Origin of the sequence: uncultured Algibacter sp. (genome assembly GCF_947487605.1) — a bacterium.
GTDB lineage: Bacteria > Bacteroidota > Bacteroidia > Flavobacteriales > Flavobacteriaceae > Algibacter_D.
Window position 1 is genome coordinate 56,844 of record NZ_CANKXK010000004.1, and the last position, 15,084, is coordinate 71,927.

The 15,084-nt window shown below is 32.6% G+C and carries 16 protein-coding genes and 1 tRNA gene; 11 read left to right on the top strand and 6 right to left on the bottom strand.

Annotated elements, in window-relative coordinates; genetic code table 11:
- Positions 1-1,224 carry a Xaa-Pro peptidase family protein gene (locus Q0739_RS05730; protein ID WP_298237752.1) on the top strand — a complete coding sequence of 408 codons (1,224 nt, stop codon included), beginning with the start codon at positions 1-3 and terminating at the stop codon, positions 1,222-1,224.
- A 223-nt stretch (positions 1,225-1,447) separates the two neighbouring features.
- Here the strand turns inward: Q0739_RS05730 and Q0739_RS05735 are convergent, their stop codons facing one another.
- Together Q0739_RS05735 and Q0739_RS05740 are read right to left on the bottom strand one after the other, a co-directional pair.
- Entirely contained in the window at positions 1,448-1,918 is a 471-nt protein-coding gene (locus tag Q0739_RS05735) for a GNAT family N-acetyltransferase (protein WP_298237753.1), read from the bottom strand.
- A gap of 3 nt (positions 1,919-1,921) precedes the next feature.
- Positions 1,922-2,353, bottom strand: a complete 432-nt coding sequence (locus Q0739_RS05740; RefSeq protein WP_298237754.1) for a DUF4440 domain-containing protein — start codon at positions 2,351-2,353, stop codon at positions 1,922-1,924.
- A gap of 215 nt (positions 2,354-2,568) precedes the next feature.
- Between Q0739_RS05740 and Q0739_RS05745 the strand changes: the two genes are divergently transcribed.
- The gene (locus Q0739_RS05745; protein ID WP_298237755.1) at positions 2,569-2,847 is read left to right on the top strand and encodes an STAS domain-containing protein; all 279 of its coding nucleotides are present in this window, start codon (positions 2,569-2,571) and stop codon (positions 2,845-2,847) included.
- A gap of 3 nt (positions 2,848-2,850) precedes the next feature.
- On the opposite strand, the gene Q0739_RS05750 is transcribed toward Q0739_RS05745, so the two are convergent.
- From Q0739_RS05750 to Q0739_RS05760, 3 genes are all read right to left on the bottom strand, one after another.
- The gene (locus Q0739_RS05750; protein WP_298237756.1) at positions 2,851-3,951 is read right to left on the bottom strand and encodes a DUF4407 domain-containing protein; all 1,101 of its coding nucleotides are present in this window, start codon (positions 3,949-3,951) and stop codon (positions 2,851-2,853) included.
- An 89-nt stretch (positions 3,952-4,040) separates the two neighbouring features.
- Positions 4,041-4,904 carry a DMT family transporter gene (locus tag Q0739_RS05755; protein WP_298237757.1) on the bottom strand — a complete coding sequence of 288 codons (864 nt, stop codon included), beginning with the start codon at positions 4,902-4,904 and terminating at the stop codon, positions 4,041-4,043.
- Positions 4,905-5,063: 159 nt separating this feature from the next.
- On the bottom strand, positions 5,064-6,452 hold the full coding sequence (locus Q0739_RS05760) for a dipeptidase (RefSeq protein ID WP_298237758.1): 1,389 nt from the start codon (positions 6,450-6,452) through the stop codon (positions 5,064-5,066).
- A gap of 100 nt (positions 6,453-6,552) precedes the next feature.
- Here Q0739_RS05760 and Q0739_RS05765 point away from each other — a divergent pair.
- Both Q0739_RS05765 and Q0739_RS05770 read left to right on the top strand, forming a co-directional pair.
- Positions 6,553-6,634: transfer RNA gene (locus tag Q0739_RS05765), tRNA-Leu, on the top strand.
- A gap of 170 nt (positions 6,635-6,804) precedes the next feature.
- Positions 6,805-9,177, top strand: a complete 2,373-nt coding sequence (locus Q0739_RS05770) for a GAF domain-containing protein (protein ID WP_298237759.1) — start codon at positions 6,805-6,807, stop codon at positions 9,175-9,177.
- Here the strand turns inward: Q0739_RS05770 and Q0739_RS05775 are convergent.
- Positions 9,167-10,369, bottom strand: a complete 1,203-nt coding sequence (locus Q0739_RS05775) for a Pycsar system effector family protein (protein ID WP_298237760.1) — start codon at positions 10,367-10,369, stop codon at positions 9,167-9,169. The genes Q0739_RS05770 and Q0739_RS05775 overlap by 11 nt on opposite strands.
- Before the next feature lie 203 nt (positions 10,370-10,572).
- On the opposite strand from Q0739_RS05775, the gene msrB reads away from it, so the two are divergent.
- Genes msrB through Q0739_RS05810 form a run of 7 tightly spaced genes read left to right on the top strand, consistent with a single transcriptional unit; the run spans position 10,573 to position 15,050 of the window.
- On the top strand, positions 10,573-11,046 hold the full coding sequence (gene msrB / locus Q0739_RS05780) for a peptide-methionine (R)-S-oxide reductase MsrB (RefSeq protein ID WP_298237761.1): 474 nt from the start codon (positions 10,573-10,575) through the stop codon (positions 11,044-11,046).
- Positions 11,039-11,578, top strand: coding sequence for a peptide-methionine (S)-S-oxide reductase MsrA (msrA, locus tag Q0739_RS05785; RefSeq protein ID WP_298237762.1), 540 nt, complete (start codon positions 11,039-11,041; stop codon positions 11,576-11,578). Before msrB ends, msrA begins: the two co-directional genes overlap by 8 nt.
- A 5-nt stretch (positions 11,579-11,583) precedes the next feature.
- Positions 11,584-12,105 carry a redoxin domain-containing protein gene (locus tag Q0739_RS05790; protein ID WP_298237763.1) on the top strand — a complete coding sequence of 174 codons (522 nt, stop codon included), beginning with the start codon at positions 11,584-11,586 and terminating at the stop codon, positions 12,103-12,105.
- A 3-nt stretch (positions 12,106-12,108) separates the two neighbouring features.
- Positions 12,109-12,357: a glutaredoxin domain-containing protein gene (locus Q0739_RS05795; RefSeq protein ID WP_298237764.1), complete on the top strand. Its 249-nt coding sequence runs from the start codon at positions 12,109-12,111 to the stop codon at positions 12,355-12,357.
- Positions 12,357-12,899 (top strand): peptide-methionine (S)-S-oxide reductase, encoded by a 543-nt coding sequence (locus Q0739_RS05800; RefSeq protein ID WP_298237972.1) that lies wholly within the window; start codon positions 12,357-12,359, stop codon positions 12,897-12,899. The genes Q0739_RS05795 and Q0739_RS05800 overlap by 1 nt, the downstream gene beginning before the upstream one ends.
- Positions 12,868-14,088 (top strand): bifunctional alpha/beta hydrolase/OsmC family protein, encoded by a 1,221-nt coding sequence (locus Q0739_RS05805; RefSeq protein ID WP_298237765.1) that lies wholly within the window; start codon positions 12,868-12,870, stop codon positions 14,086-14,088. Before Q0739_RS05800 ends, Q0739_RS05805 begins: the two co-directional genes overlap by 32 nt.
- Entirely contained in the window at positions 14,088-15,050 is a 963-nt protein-coding gene (locus Q0739_RS05810) for an aldo/keto reductase (RefSeq protein ID WP_298237766.1), read from the top strand. The genes Q0739_RS05805 and Q0739_RS05810 overlap by 1 nt, the downstream gene beginning before the upstream one ends.
- Positions 15,051-15,084: the final 34 nt, after the last annotated feature.

Here is a 15,084-nt window from a genome sequence, read left to right on the forward strand (position 1 = left end):
ATGAGTACAGTCGGAATAGGTGGTTCTACCATAGAAGCAGAGTTAAAAGCTATAAAACCTATAGCACATTTGGTGAATCCTATTCAAAAAGAGGAGTTTAAAGCTCGTATAAAAAAGGCTTGTATACTAATGCAAGATAAGAATGCACAAGTAATGTATTTACATGCAGGAACAAATTTGTATTATTTTACAGGAACACAATGGAGTTCTAGTGAGCGTATGGTAGGTGCTTTGTTATTTCCAAATGGCACCTTACATTATATAGCTCCTGAATTTGAAAAAGGAACTATATTGGATTTTATGCTAATTGAAGGTGACGTACATTGTTGGCAGGAACATGAAAGTCCGTATGAATTATTTGCGCAAATCTGTGCTAAACATCAAGTGAATGATGGTGCTATTCTAATAGATGAAGCAACTCCTTTTTTTATAACCGATGGTATTTTTAAGGCAAATACAGCATTTGAATTGGTAAATGCGAAACCTATTACGGCTGCCTGTAGAATGGTAAAATCTGAAGCAGAAATAGCCATTATGCAACATGCTATGAACATCACTTTAGAAGTGCAAAAAGCTGCCGCTAGAATTTTAAGAGTTGGTATTTCAGCTAAAGAAGTTACCGATTTTATTCACGAAGCACACAAGCGTTATGGTGTTGCATCGGGCTCTTATTTTTGTATTGTATTGTTTGGAGTCGATACATCGTTTCCTCATGGAGTAAAAACGCCAAAGAATTTAGAGGAAGACGAAGTGGTTCTTGTTGATACAGGTTGCGTATTACATGACTATATTTCAGATATTACCAGAACCTATGTATTTGGAGAAGCCACCGATTTACAAAAGCGTATTTGGACTATTGAAAAAGAAACTCAACAAGCTGCATTTAATGCTGCTCAACTAGGAGAAACTTGTGCTTCCGTAGATATTGCTTCAAGAAAAACCTTAGAAGCTCATGGTTTAGGACCAGATTATAACTTACCAGGATTACCGCATCGTACAGGACATGGTATTGGTTTGGATATACACGAATGGCCATATATTGTTAGAAACGACACAACTGTTTTAGAGACGGGGATGTGTTTTAGTAACGAGCCTATGATTTGTGTTCCAAATGCATTTGGTATTCGTCATGAAGATCATATTTATATGACAGATGAAGGTCCAAAATGGTTTACAGAGCCTATGCTATCTATTGAAAATCCTTTTGGAGAAGGGATTAAGTAGCTTTGATTATATAGTTAAAGATTAAAACCCTGAAATTTTATTGAAGTTACTATAGTTTCTATAAACTTTTTTGATGCTAATTGATATTTCGAATGGAGTGAGAAATCTCATTATAAATCCGAAATTATGAGATTCCTTTTCGTTCTTCATTCAGAATGACACCGTTCCTATGTTAAATAATTTAAAATTTCGACTGTCAATGTTTTAATATATCTAATTCAAGTTATTTTAAATTTTTAATATCTAGGCGCATATTAATCATATGTTTTTTAAATCCTGTTTTTTCGTAAGCCTTAATAGCTGGTAGATTATCTTGGTAGACATCTAACCTAATTTCAAATACATTCTTGTTTTTGCACCAGTGTAAAAGGGCATCTATAATAAGTTTATTGAGTTGTTTGCCTCGGTGTTTTTCTGATACGTACATGAAGCCTAAATAGCCTTGTTCGGCATGTTTTAAATAATGTCTATCGGGTTTAATCTTTGCATAGCCAGATGCAACAATTTCATCATCAATTTCGGCTACAAAAACTTCAGAGTTTTCATTTGTTATTAATTTAGAAATATCATAGTATGTAATACAACCCGCTTTAATGGTAGGGTCGAAGGGACGTTCTGCTTCAATAACGCCTTGTTCAAAAGACAATAAAGTTGGTAAGTCGTTTAGTGTCGCTATTCTAACAATGGGTACCATAATCTAGCAAGAGGTATCTGCAATAATTTTCCAGATACCATTTATTTTCTTGAATATTATCATAAATATTCCATTGGCATCACCAACATGGCGTTCTAAAAAGAATTCACCCATAACATAGTAAGCGTTATTATTTATTTGATTAATAGCGTTTATCTTAAAATCTAATTTTCCAGTATGATCTTTAGTGGGGTAACCTTTCTTATATCTGGATAAGGTGTTTTTCCAACCGTAAGTGATACCTCCAGCACCATAGAATTTTAGAGAATCATTTTTCCAATAGCCTTCCATAAACGTTTCAATATCACCATTAGACCAGGCGATGCGTTGAGATTCAAGAACAGCTAATATAGCTTCGGAATCTTCTTTGTAATTGCTTTGCGCATATGTAGATAGGTGAAAGAATAAAAAAAACAATAGAATATAAAATTTCATGAAGTATGAGTTAATTAAACCATTTAAAAGTAAAAAAGCTTTAGATATAAAAGGGTTATAAATGCTTTAAATAGAAGAAAAAGATTCTTTATAACCATTTTGATTTTCCGTTTGTCGAAAAAATTCTACAAATACAGAATTTATTTATATATTTACCTGATAGTCAAAATATTAAACTCCCTAAGTCTAATGTTTAACCTTATAATTTATGTTGTATGAATCTTAGAATTACCAGTTACGGAAACTTTTTAAAAATTAAAGGCGCATTAAATAAACGGAACGTACATTTATTTAAGCACGAATTTTACAGTATTCTTGAACGAGAAAATAGTATTGTTGTTAATGTGGAAGGTCTGGAGCATATTGACCGTCATGGTATAAAAGCAGTATTAGAATTACACAAAGAATCTGTAAAAAACAGGAAAAATGTTTCAATAATAGGAAGCGGTCCTACAAGTTTGTATAATAAGTTTAAGTCTGAAACAGCTGCTTAATCTCTAAAGTGCATTTTTTTGTTTCTTAAAAAAAGCATCTGCTTGTAGTTGCATGAGTTCTCTTGCTTTTTTGCGCTTATAATTGTATAAGTCCTCTTCATTTTTAATATCGCCATAAACGCGGTCATTAATAGCGTAATCGGTTTGCAGTAATGCTTCTCTTTGGTTTCTGTTCTGCATTACGTGAGTTTTTACGGCAGTTTCTTGGTCTTCAAGTTTAAAGTCGTATGCGCCCTTTGGGGATAATAATTTTGCAAATATTGGCGATGTTTCAATGGCTAAAAATAATAGGAAAATAAAGAAAGAAGGTAGCCAAGGAAGTTTACTTAAAGCATTTACTCGAGCCATCAAACCGTCAAAGCTGTTTATAATTGGTTGGGTATTTACAACTTCTGTTTCATAATTTCCTTTTAAATTGGCTATTTCGGTTTCAGCTGCTAATATTTTAGCCTTGTTTTCCTGTTTTAAAGCTTCAAGTTCGAGCAATAAGGCATCATGTTTTTCTCTTTTTTCTTTGTAAACAGGGCCTTTTCCTAGTAATTTGGTGCCAGCAGTTCCTTCTGCTTCAGCAATATAAACATCGTAGAACGCATTGACCTCGGCTTCTTTGGTCTCAATTTGTTTGTTTAATGCTATAATTTCATTATTGGCTGCTTCTAAACTAGGATTAAATTGTTCAGCGATTTGCTGTTTATTCGCAAGTGTTAGTTCATTTTTTTGTTCAAGTAGCACTTGATTAATTTCTTTCTCAAAAATTTTAAGTTCTAAAGGTTTTGAAATAACAATGGCTATAATTACTGCTAATACAATTCTAGGAGAAGCCTGAATTAATTCATCAATAACACTACCTGTCTTTTTAATAGTAGAAACAATATAACGGTCTAGATTAAAAATAAGCAAGCCCCAAATAAGTCCGAAAAAAATGGATGAATATAGATTATCGAAAACAGTAAATAGAGCATAACTAGCCGCAATAAATGCCATAACAGCAGTAAAGAAAACGGTGGCTCCAATACCTGCATATTTGTTTTGTTCTCCAATAGAACAGTCTTCTAAAATGTCGGTGTCTGCTCCAGAGCAGATGATGAAAAAGCGCTTTAACATAACGTGATTGTTTTTTGATTGATACTTCGACTGCGCTCAGCACAGGTTGACTATTAGAACGTTAAAGCGGGTGATTTGTTACATTTTTATTAATTATCTTTTCTAGAACGCACACTTTCAACAACTACGGTTGTAATAATTAAAGCCCCACCAATAATAGTGTTTAAGTTTGGGATTTCGTTGAGAAAGATAAAAGCGATTATAATTCCAAAAATAGGTTGGGAACTACCTACAATACTTGCAGTACTTACCGAAAAATATTTTAAGCTATTAATAAATAGTGAATGGCCTATGGCTGTGGTTACTAAAGCAAGTAAAATAATATACGGGTACTGTGTTATAATATTATCAGTCCCTTTTATAAATAGGAAAGGAAGTAAAATAATACTTAAGAATAATGTTTGATACATCATTAATGATGTGCCATCATATCTTGAAGTTTGATTTTTTAGAATTAAATTTCTGAGCGCGTAAAATAATGCTGATATCACACCAAATAGAATTCCTTTTACTTGTGTGCTTTCAAAATTAAATTCTGGGGCTAGAATATAAATACCTAGTAATACTATTAGTGCTAAAAGAATATGAATAGGGTTTAGTTTTGTTTTAGTAAAAAAAGGCTCTAATAAAGCGGTTATTACAGGAAATGTATATAATGATAGCATACCTAATGCAACGTTTGATAGTTTTAATGCGTAGAAATAGGTAATCCAATGGGCTCCTAAAAAAAAAGCGCTTAAGAATATTTTGGTAGCATCTTTTCTTGAATGAATTTTAAGGTTTAATGTTTTGTATTTACAGAATATAAATAGAAAGAGTGCTCCTAATGCGCAACGCCACCAAATGATAACTTCGGTTGGCATGCTGATAAACCTCCCTAAAGCGCCAGATGTACTAATAAGCAGGGTGGCAAATGTGAGTAATAAGAGTTGATTGGTATGTTGGTTTTTCATAGGTGCTGCTAACTTGTGTTAGCGATTGTAATGGCATTCTTTTTTTGCTTTAATAAGTGGCAAAAAAAGATATAATGAAACATTTATGTTCATGAATTCTTTAATTTAAAATAAAAGCGTATGAATAAAAGCGCGACCCTTGTGGTAACACCCAAAAAATTAACTTGATAACTCAGTAAAATATTTATAAAAGTACGGGATGGTTTCGATACCTTTTAGGTAATTCCATACCCCGAAATGCTCGTTTGGCGAATGTATGGCATCACTATCTAAACCAAAGCCCATTAAAATGGTTTTGCTTTTTAATTCTTGTTCAAAAAGCGATACTATAGGAATACTACCGCCGCTTCGCTGTGGGATTGGAGTTTTTCCGAATGAGTTTTGATAGGCTTTACTGGCGGCTTGATAACCAATACTGTCTATTGGCGTTACATAACCTTGTCCGCCATGATGTGGCGTTACTTTTATTTTTACGCCTTTGGGGGCAATATTTTCAAAATGCACCTTAAATAGCTGTGTAATTTCTTCCCAATCTTGGTGTGGCACCAAACGCATAGAAATTTTAGCGTAGGCTTTACTTGCAATTACGGTTTTTGCACCTTCACCTGTGTAGCCTCCCCAAATGCCATTAACATCTAATGTGGGGCGAATGGAGTTACGCTCGTTGGTGGTGTAGCCTGTTTCGCCATAAATAGCCTCAATATCTAAAGCATTTTTATAATCCTCTAAAGAGAAGGGTGCTTTTGCCATTTCTGCGCGTTCTTCTAAAGAAAGTTCTTCAACCTTATCGTAAAACCCAGGAATGTTAATATGATTGTTTTCATCATGTAACGACGCAATCATTTTTGTTAGAATATTGATGGGGTTGGCTACAGCACCGCCGTAAAGCCCTGAGTGTAAATCACGATTCGGTCCAGTAACCTCTACTTCAACATAGCTTAAGCCTCTTAAACCTGTTGTTATTGATGGTACATCGTTAGCAATCATGCCAGTATCTGAAATTAAAATAACATCGTTCTTTAATTTTTCTTGATTATTTTTTACAAAGGTTGCTAGATTTGCGCTTCCTACTTCTTCTTCGCCTTCAATCATGAATTTAACATTGCAGGGGAGTTGGTTAGTGGTAGTCATAAACTCCATAGCTTTCACATGCATGTACATTTGCCCTTTATCATCACATGCGCCTCTAGCGAAAATAGCACCTTCTGGGTGTTTTTCTGTGTTTTTAATTACTGGCTTGAAAGGAGGGGAATGCCATAAATCTAGAGGGTCTGGTGGTTGCACATCGTAATGACCATAAACTAATATGGTTGGTAAATTAGTATCTATTGTTTTTTCGCCATAAACAATGGGATATCCATTGGTTTCACATATTTCGACGGTATCGCAACCTGCTTTTTCTAAGCTAATTTTAATGGCTTTGGCGGTTTTTAATACATCTTTTTCGTAAGCTGAATCCGCACTTATAGATGGAATCTTAAGTAGTTCGATAAGCTCATTTAAAAAACGGTCTTTGTGGGTTTCAATATAAGTTTTAACTTTATTCATAAAGTGATAATATGGTTTCTTTCAAAAGTATAAAAAAGAATGTTTTTAAGGTCTATTAAGTTTGCAATTTAAAAATGTTGTTTATATTTGCAGTCCTTTAGCGGGCGTGGTGGAATTGGTAGACACGCTAGACTTAGGATCTAGTGCCGCGAGGTGTGGGAGTTCGAGTCTCCCCGCCCGCACTGTAAAGGAAAAGCATCTCAAATTTGAGGTGCTTTTTTTATTTATAATATTACTATTAGTTACATTAAAAATTAACATTTCTTATTGTAACATTTTTTGTGTTAGCAAGTCTTCTAAATAACGACTAAACCAATAATTCGTAACTTTGTTCTATAAGCAGTATAATATAATGGATATTAACGATAATATCGAATCGCCAATGACGCTTAAAGTAAGCTTTAATAAGTTACTTGAGCATTATGAAAAATTGGCTAAAAGTAAAGATGAATTTTTGTCTGCTAAGGCAAAACGTGTTTTAAAAACAGCAAAACCATATCCAAAGTTAAGAGAAGGCTTTAGTGACTTTACTATTTTAAAAGAAAGAGAAAAAGAAATTAGTGTAATTCTTCAGGACTCTTTTGCGCCAGTTTTAACTAAAAACGAAATTAAAACGGCTTCTGTACCATTTCATAATTTAATTTTTAATTCTTCTGAAAGGTTTAAGAATATCATTCAAACAGCAGGGGACGATTTTGAACTACAAATTAAAAACATGCCAGAAGATGATAGGTACATTATAGCTTGTACTATCATTTTAAATTTTTGTTATGGTTATACTTTAAACTTCAAGCGTCCATTCTTTTATGAGATTCCAGATGCTAACGGCATATTACGTTATTATAAGATTTTATATAATGCAGATTTTACCGAAATTATAAAGACCGATAATGCTCCAGATATTACTAGAGAAGATTATGAGTTGCTATTAGATAGCTTCGATAATATTGACATTTGGAAAGAAAAATTTCCGCCAAACAGCTATATTTTTAAAGGTTTTGTTATTTCCAATATTTTTGATGTTACAGATGATCAATCAATCTCCAACATTAAATCTAATCTTATAGGGGAAGACAAACGTCAAGATGAGAATTTCATGGAAGAGTTTCATGAGATATTCAGATCGTTACTTAATATTAAAGAATTAAAAGTAGGTTTTTCAATATATAACAAAGAGGAGGACACGCTTGAGAGTGTTTATGGGGTTGGAATGAATAGTTTTTTACTTAACGGTAAAAGCGATAATGCTACAGAAAAGTCATTTTGTAAAAGATCTTATAGTCATATACTTGAAGATAAAAAATTCTATGCTATTTCCGATGTAGATAAATACTATAAGCTCTCTAAAGGTAAAGCGCCACAATATAAATCGTTAAAAGAGCAAGGAATTAAAAGTGCTATTTTGGCTCCAATTGCAAACGATGATGGTTTGCTAGGTATTATGGAGTTGGTTTCAGAAAAACCATATATCCTTAATAGTATAAATGCCAATAAATTGATTGATGTCATGCCGTATATTCTTTCTGCGGTTGAACGCTCTAAGAAAGAAGAAGAAAACTTGATTGAAGCAGTGATTCAAAAAGAATGTACTTCAATTCATCCAAGTGTACATTGGCGTTTCGAAAAGGAAGCTAAAGACTTTATTAAAGCAGAGTTTAATGGAGAAAAGGCTGCGTTTAATAAAATAGCATTCGAAAACATATATCCACTATACGGACAAATTGATATAAAAGGTTCATCTGAAGCTAGAAATACAGCTACTAAGTTGGATTTAACATTGCAGTTAAATGCTATTAAAAATATTTTTACGAAAGCATCCGAAATTGAAATGTTGCCAATTTATGAGCAGTATACTTACCAGATTGATGATTTTTTAAAAGGACTAAGTGAGAATTTTCAAGTAGATAGCGAACAACACATTTCAAACTTTTTTAAGGATGAAATAGAACCAGTATTAAATCATCTTTATGAGTTAAGTGAATTAAAAGAGCATATTGATGCTTATTTTAAAAGTATTGATGATAAGATAAATGTGCTTTACCATCACAGAAAGGATTATGATGATACCATAGCTACTATTAACAAAGAAATGGCTTCGTTATTAGATAGTAAGCAAGTAGAAGCACAAGCCATGTATCCACACTTTTTTGAACGTTTTAAAACCGACGGAGTTGAACATAATATGTATATAGGAGAGTCGATTACTAAAGAAGATTCTTTTAACCTTATATATCTTTATAACTTGAGATTATGGCAGTTGCAAGTTATGTGTGAAATGGAAAACTCCTATTATCAAATGCAAAAGAATTTCCCTATTGCACTAGATGTAGCTTCTATGATTTTAGTTTTCAATCAACCATTATCTATTAGTTTTAGAATGGATGAAAAACAATTTGATGTAGACGGAACGTATAATGCCAGATATGAAATTGTTAAAAAACGTGTAGATAAAGCCTATATAAAAGGGACTAACACAAGAGTTACAGATAAAGGTAAAATCACGATTGTTTATTCTCAAAAACAAGACGAAAGAGAATATTTAAGGTATATAAAATTTTTACAATCGAAAAACTATTTAGATACCGATGTTGAAATTGTTGAATTACAAGATTTACAGGCTGTTACTGGATTAAAAGCAATACGTGTTAGTGTGCTTTATCATAAAAATGAAGAAGATAAAGCCTTTTATACCTACGATGATTTAATGAAAGAAATTAAAGCCTAGGTGTTTGATATTGGAATGCAATGGCAAATGCAATTACGCTAACTATAATACCTATCATAAAAACAGAATAGGTAATCCTGAGAATTTTATATTTTTTATCTAGTACTAATCCTAGAAAGTATAAATCTTTTTTCATTGAAGAATAAAGATAGTTTTTGTCTTGCATCATTTCTCCCATAGCCCATTCAAAATCTTTAAGACTCATTTTATGAAAATTGCCAAAGAATAACAAATTCACTTTTTTGTTAGCAACATCTTCTTTGGTAAATTTACCACTTGTAACATTTGGTCGTGTTGCTAATACCGATAAAATAATTGAAGCTACAGTAACGGTAACAAAAATAATGGTTGGGTAAATAAGGTATTGATTAGATGGATTATCTAACTTAGGAATTAAATTAGCTAAAACTAAAGATACAATTATAGCATTTACAGAGAGTAGAATATTAGCCTTGGTATCGGCAATATTACTTAAAGTTATATGGTTTTTAAGCGTTACCCTAAACATGGTTTCTATACCTCTTTCGGGTAATTCAATTTTATTCTTTTTAAAACTCAACTCCTCTTTTTTCTGTTTTAATTTTTTATTATCAGTATCTAGTTTTTTCTTAATTTTTAATAATTCAGAAAGGTTTTTACCCTTTCTTTTATCCCAATTTAAAGCAGCTTCGGTAGTATTAAAGCTATGCTTGGTAGTTAAAAAATGAATGTTTTCATCTAACCATTCACTTTCAGATAATGTTCTATTACATGTTAATTCCCATTCTTTTCTAAGTAACTCAGAAACCTCTAGATAGCTTTTGCTTCCTATGTGAGCACAATCAGCATCCCTAATAATTTTTTCTAATTTATTTTTAGGAACATAATCCATTTTAGTTGCCAAAATTAAGTTACAAACGGCATCAATATCTTCTTTAGTAAATTTCTGGGAACTTAAAAAATCCTTAGTAATAACAACACTTTCTTCTTCATGATTTTTTATATTTTTTGTATAGCCAGTGTCATGAAACCATGTTGCTAATGTAAGTATGTCTTTTTCAGAATCAGATAATCCACTTTGTTCTGCTAGTTCTTTTGCTTTCTCTACCACGCGTTGGGTATGCGTTAAATTATGATAGAGAAAAGAAGAATCTAACTTTTCGTTTAAAAGATTGGTTGCAAATTTTTCAGCTTCAGCAATAAGATTGTTCATAGAAACAATAATTTTAGTAAAAATACTAAACTTTATTTAACATAAAGTTATAGCACTTAAAACGTAAATATTTGTCGTAAATTTCATGAATGCTTTCAATAATATTTTTGATATTATTATGTGTAAGTTTTTGATTGTTTTTTAGACTAAAATTTGGTTGAAAAGCATATTATAATTAACTAAAAAAGAAAGGAAACATAATTATGCTAACTTGGAAAGAAGTAATCAACTTTTCCGTAAAAGGAAACCCAAACCCAGACAAACGTGTCGAAAAAATTGAAGCAGATTGGAAGGCACAACTCACTCCAGAGCAGTTCAGAATCACAAGATTAAAAGGTACCGAGCGACCCCATAGTGGTGCGCTTTGCAGGATTCATGAGGCTGGAAAATACAACTGCATTTGCTGTAACACGCCTTTATTCGATTCTACTATTAAGTTTGAATCTGGTACAGGGTGGCCTAGTTTTACACAACCAATTAAAGAAAATGCTATTAAGTATCAAAGAGATACCGCTTTTGGTATGGTGCGCGTTGAGGTTATGTGTAATACTTGTGATGCCCATTTAGGTCATGTGTTTCCAGATGGACCAGAACCAAGCGGATTACGATATTGCATTAATTCAGAGTCTATGCAATTAGAGAAAGAATTGAAAGACGGAAAGGAAAAAAATGAATAATAAAAATGTACAAACAGCTACAGTAGGTGGCGGATGCTTTTGGTGTACAGAAGCAGTTTTTAAAGAGGTAAAAGGAGTTGAAAAAGTAGTGTCAGGATACTCTGGAGGTAATGCCCCAGGGCATCCAACATATCGCGAAATTTGTTCTGGTTTAACGGGACATGCTGAAGTGATTCAAATAACTTTTGATGTAAATATTATTTCGTATGAAGATATTTTAATCATTTTCATGACAACCCATGACCCTACAACTTTGAATAGGCAAGGTGCCGATAGAGGTACGCAATACCGTTCGGTTATTTATTATCACGATAATACTCAAAAGGAAATTGCAGAAATTGTTGTAAAGGAAGTTGCTGCGTATTATGATAACCCAATTGTAACCGAAATAAGTACTTTGGATGCTTTTTATGAAGCAGAAAAAGAGCATCAAGATTATTACAGAAATAATCAAGAACAGGGGTATTGTAGTTTTGTAATCACACCAAAATTGGCAAAACTACGCAAACTTCATGCAGATAAATTGAAGTAGATTAAATGAAAATTAAATTTAAAGAAAGGGACAATTATATGTCAAATCAGTTAGGACATGAAAATGTATTTAAAGCTCCAGAATTTGAAGTTAAAGATTGGATAGATGCTAATGGTGTAAAAACAGATAGTATTAAACTTTTTAATTTTAAAGAAAAATTTAAAGTCGTGTATTGTTTTCAAAGCTGGTGCCCAGGGTGTCACAGTAAAGGATTACCAGACCTTAAAAAAATGGTAAATGCTTTAGAAGAGAATAATAATGTGGTATTTCTAGCAGTACAAACCGTTTTTGAAGGGCATCATGAAAATACTTATGAAAAGATGCTTGAAACTCAAAAGCAATACGAATTAAAAATTCCGTTTGGTCATGATGCTGGTGATGACGGGAAGTCTGTGTCCAATATTATGAAAAACTATCAAACAGGAGGCACACCTTGGTTTTTGTTTATAGATAAGTATGATAATGTGGTGTTTTCAGATTTTCATTTGAATCCAGATGCGGCAATCGAGTTGCTAAAAACAATGTAAGTCATGTTAAATGAAATTAAACTTTATGGCACCGAAAGGTGCCATAAAAGTCAATATTATAAAAAGTTTCTAGAACATTTAAATTTGAAATATGAGTTTTTAGATGTTGAATTAGAAGCTGAGCATGCAGAGACATTGCGAAATCTTTATGAAAACAGAAAACTTAATTTTCCAACCATTACAATTGGGGCAAAGAAGTTAAGAAATCCATCTGATAAAGAATTAAATAAGTGGATTGAAAAATTATTGTGATAAATAGATCAAATAAAATAGCGTTGGGTGGTGGTTGTCATTGGTGTACAGAGGCTGTATTTCAATCGTTAAAAGGTGTTTTAAAAGTAAAGCAAGGTTTTGTGGCTTCAATTGGTGCAAACAGTGAATTCTCAGAAGCGGTTATTGTATATTTTGATGAATCTAAAATCCCACTTTCTATTCTTTTAGAAGTTCATTTACATACGCATAAAAGCACCTCAAATCATTCTATGCGAACTAAATACCGTTCTGCGGTTTATACGTTTTCAGAAGATCAAAATAATATAATAAATTCTTATTTGGAGCTATTGCAGTTCCAATTTCAAAATAAACTTATTACACAGGTTTTACCTTTTGATAGGTTTAGAGCCTCGCGAGAGCAAATTCAAAATTATTATTATAACAATCCAGAAAAACCGTTTTGTGAAAGCTTTATCAATCCTAAGCTGCAAATGCTATTGAATAAGTTTTCAAAGTACACAGACCAAAATAAATTAAAGCATTTAAAAGATGAATCGCGAACGACTAAGTATTCAGAATAAAAAAGGGCATAAATTACAGGCATATCTTGAGTTACCTGCAGATCAAAAGCCGCACTATTTTGCCATTTTTGCGCATTGTTTCACTTGCAATAGTAATTTGTCTGCGGTAAAAAATATTAGTCGATCATTAACGTCTCATGGTTTTGGTGTGGTGCGTTTCGATTTTACAGGTTTAGGTAAGAGTGAGGGGGAGTTTGCTGAGAGTTATTTCTCTGCCAATGTAGACGATTTAATAGCAGTAAACGATTATATAACTAAGCAATATAAAGCACCAGGCTTATTAGTTGGGCATTCTTTAGGTGGTGCAGCAGTTATTGTTGCTGCCTCAAAGTTAGAAAACATAAAGGCAGTTGCTACAGTAGGAGCACCATCAACAGTAAATCATGTAACGCACTTATTTTCTCATGGGATTGAAGAAGTGAAAGAAAAAGGTGAAGTTGAGGTGAATATTGGCGGAAGACCCTTCAAAATAGATAATCGTTTTGTTGAAGATTTTGATAAAATAAATTTACCAGAGATTACTAAAAACCTAAGAAAGCCATTGTTGATTATGCATGCACCGTTTGATGGTGTGGTGGGCATAAATAATGCGCATGAATTATATCACAATGCACATCACCCAAAAAGCTTTATTAGTTTGGATAACGCCGACCACCTTTTATCAAATTCTAATGACAGCAAATACGTTGGTAATATTATTGGTGCTTGGGCAGATCGTTATTTTATGCCTCTGGATAACACCATGTTAGACCCCAAAGGAGAACAATTAGTCGCGCATTTAAATTTGGTGGAAGACAATTTTACAACGTCTATTCAAACCAAAAAGCACAATTTTATAGCTGATGAACCAGCAAGTATTGGGGGCGATGATTTTGGACCTTCGCCTTACGATTTTTTAAGTGCAGGATTAGCGGCGTGTACAGTTATGACTTTGAAAATGTATGCAGAACGTAAAAAATGGGATTTACAAGAAGTATATGTCTATATTACTTATTCTAAGAAGCATAGTGACGATTTAATGTTAGACTTAGAAAAACCTAAACGTATAGATCACTTACAAAAACGGTTAAAATTTATTGGTAATTTAGATGAGATTCAAAAAGTAAAACTCAAAGAAATTGCTTCAAAATGTTCAGTACACAGAACCTTAATGTCCGATACTTTAATAGAAACCGAAGTTATAAATTAATGAAAAAAAGTAACACAAAAATAGGTTTAGGGCTAGCGGCTTTGGGACGTCCAGAATATATCAATATAAGGGAAGATGAATCTATAGATAAAACTGAAGTAGCTTTTAAACAGAACACGCTTTCGGTTTTAGATGAAGCTTATACCCTAGGTATTCGTTATTTTGACACGGCACCTTCATATGGAAAAGGTGAGGCATTTTTACAAGAATGGAATGATACCAGAAAACATAAAGATGCTGTTTTAGGAACAAAATGGGGTTACACTTATGTAGCTAATTGGGAGTTAGGTTATTCTGGGAAACACGAAATTAAAGAACATTCGTTAGCGAAGTTGCAGGAGCAATGGGAAGAATCAAAAGCACTAATGCCAAAGCTAAAATATTATCAAGTGCATTCAACTACTTTTGAAAGTGGCATTCTTGAAAACGAAGCTGTTTTAAATCAATTACATCAAATAAAAAAGGCAACAGGGTTAAAAATTGGAATCACCACAAGTGGTGAAAATCAAAAAGAGGTGATTGAATCTGCGTTAAGTATAAAAGTTGAAAATAAATCGCTATTTGATAGTTTTCAAGTAACATTTAATGTGTTTGAACAAGATGCTTTTGAAATTTTGAAAACTGCTTTGTCACAAGAAAAAGTTATCATTATTAAAGAAGCTTTAGCGAATGGAAGGGTTTTTATTAATGAAAAATTCAAACATTACAAAAAGGCTTATCAGGTTTTAAATCAGTTAGCAAAAAAGTATCAAGTGGGGGTTGATGCTATTGCATTACGTTTTGTGATTGATAATTTACAACCTACTTATGTTTTAAGTGGCGCTTCAAATATAATTCAGCTCAAGGAAAACATGAAGGCTTTAGACTTTAGTTTTTCGGAAAATGACATTCTTTTATTGAAGAGTTTAAAGGTGTCTGTAAAAGACTATTGGGAGGAACGTAGTGAGTTAAGTTGGAACTAAATAAATTTCTAATCATTATCTTTATTGAATTAAT

Excerpts from the sequence above, each read along its gene's own strand:
- Q0739_RS05810 (WP_298237766.1), top strand. The coding sequence starts at position 14,088 with ATGAAAAAAAGTAACACAAAAATAGGTTTAGGGCTAGCGGCTTTGGGA.
- Q0739_RS05775 (WP_298237760.1), bottom strand. The coding sequence starts at position 10,369 with ATGAACAATCTTATTGCTGAAGCTGAAAAATTTGCAACCAATCTTTTA.
- Q0739_RS05730 (WP_298237752.1), top strand. The coding sequence starts at position 1 with ATGAGTACAGTCGGAATAGGTGGTTCTACCATAGAAGCAGAGTTAAAA.
- Q0739_RS05735 (WP_298237753.1), bottom strand. The coding sequence starts at position 1,918 with ATGGTACCCATTGTTAGAATAGCGACACTAAACGACTTACCAACTTTA.
- Q0739_RS05740 (WP_298237754.1), bottom strand. The coding sequence starts at position 2,353 with ATGAAATTTTATATTCTATTGTTTTTTTTATTCTTTCACCTATCTACA.
- Q0739_RS05760 (WP_298237758.1), bottom strand. The coding sequence starts at position 6,452 with ATGAATAAAGTTAAAACTTATATTGAAACCCACAAAGACCGTTTTTTA.
- Q0739_RS05770 (WP_298237759.1), top strand. The coding sequence starts at position 6,805 with ATGGATATTAACGATAATATCGAATCGCCAATGACGCTTAAAGTAAGC.
- msrA (WP_298237762.1), top strand. The coding sequence starts at position 11,039 with ATGAATAATAAAAATGTACAAACAGCTACAGTAGGTGGCGGATGCTTT.
- Q0739_RS05755 (WP_298237757.1), bottom strand. The coding sequence starts at position 4,904 with ATGAAAAACCAACATACCAATCAACTCTTATTACTCACATTTGCCACC.
- Q0739_RS05805 (WP_298237765.1), top strand. The coding sequence starts at position 12,868 with ATGAATCGCGAACGACTAAGTATTCAGAATAAAAAAGGGCATAAATTA.
- Q0739_RS05790 (WP_298237763.1), top strand. The coding sequence starts at position 11,584 with ATGAAAATTAAATTTAAAGAAAGGGACAATTATATGTCAAATCAGTTA.
- Q0739_RS05795 (WP_298237764.1), top strand. The coding sequence starts at position 12,109 with ATGTTAAATGAAATTAAACTTTATGGCACCGAAAGGTGCCATAAAAGT.
- Q0739_RS05750 (WP_298237756.1), bottom strand. The coding sequence starts at position 3,951 with ATGTTAAAGCGCTTTTTCATCATCTGCTCTGGAGCAGACACCGACATT.
- Q0739_RS05745 (WP_298237755.1), top strand. The coding sequence starts at position 2,569 with ATGAATCTTAGAATTACCAGTTACGGAAACTTTTTAAAAATTAAAGGC.
- msrB (WP_298237761.1), top strand. The coding sequence starts at position 10,573 with ATGCTAACTTGGAAAGAAGTAATCAACTTTTCCGTAAAAGGAAACCCA.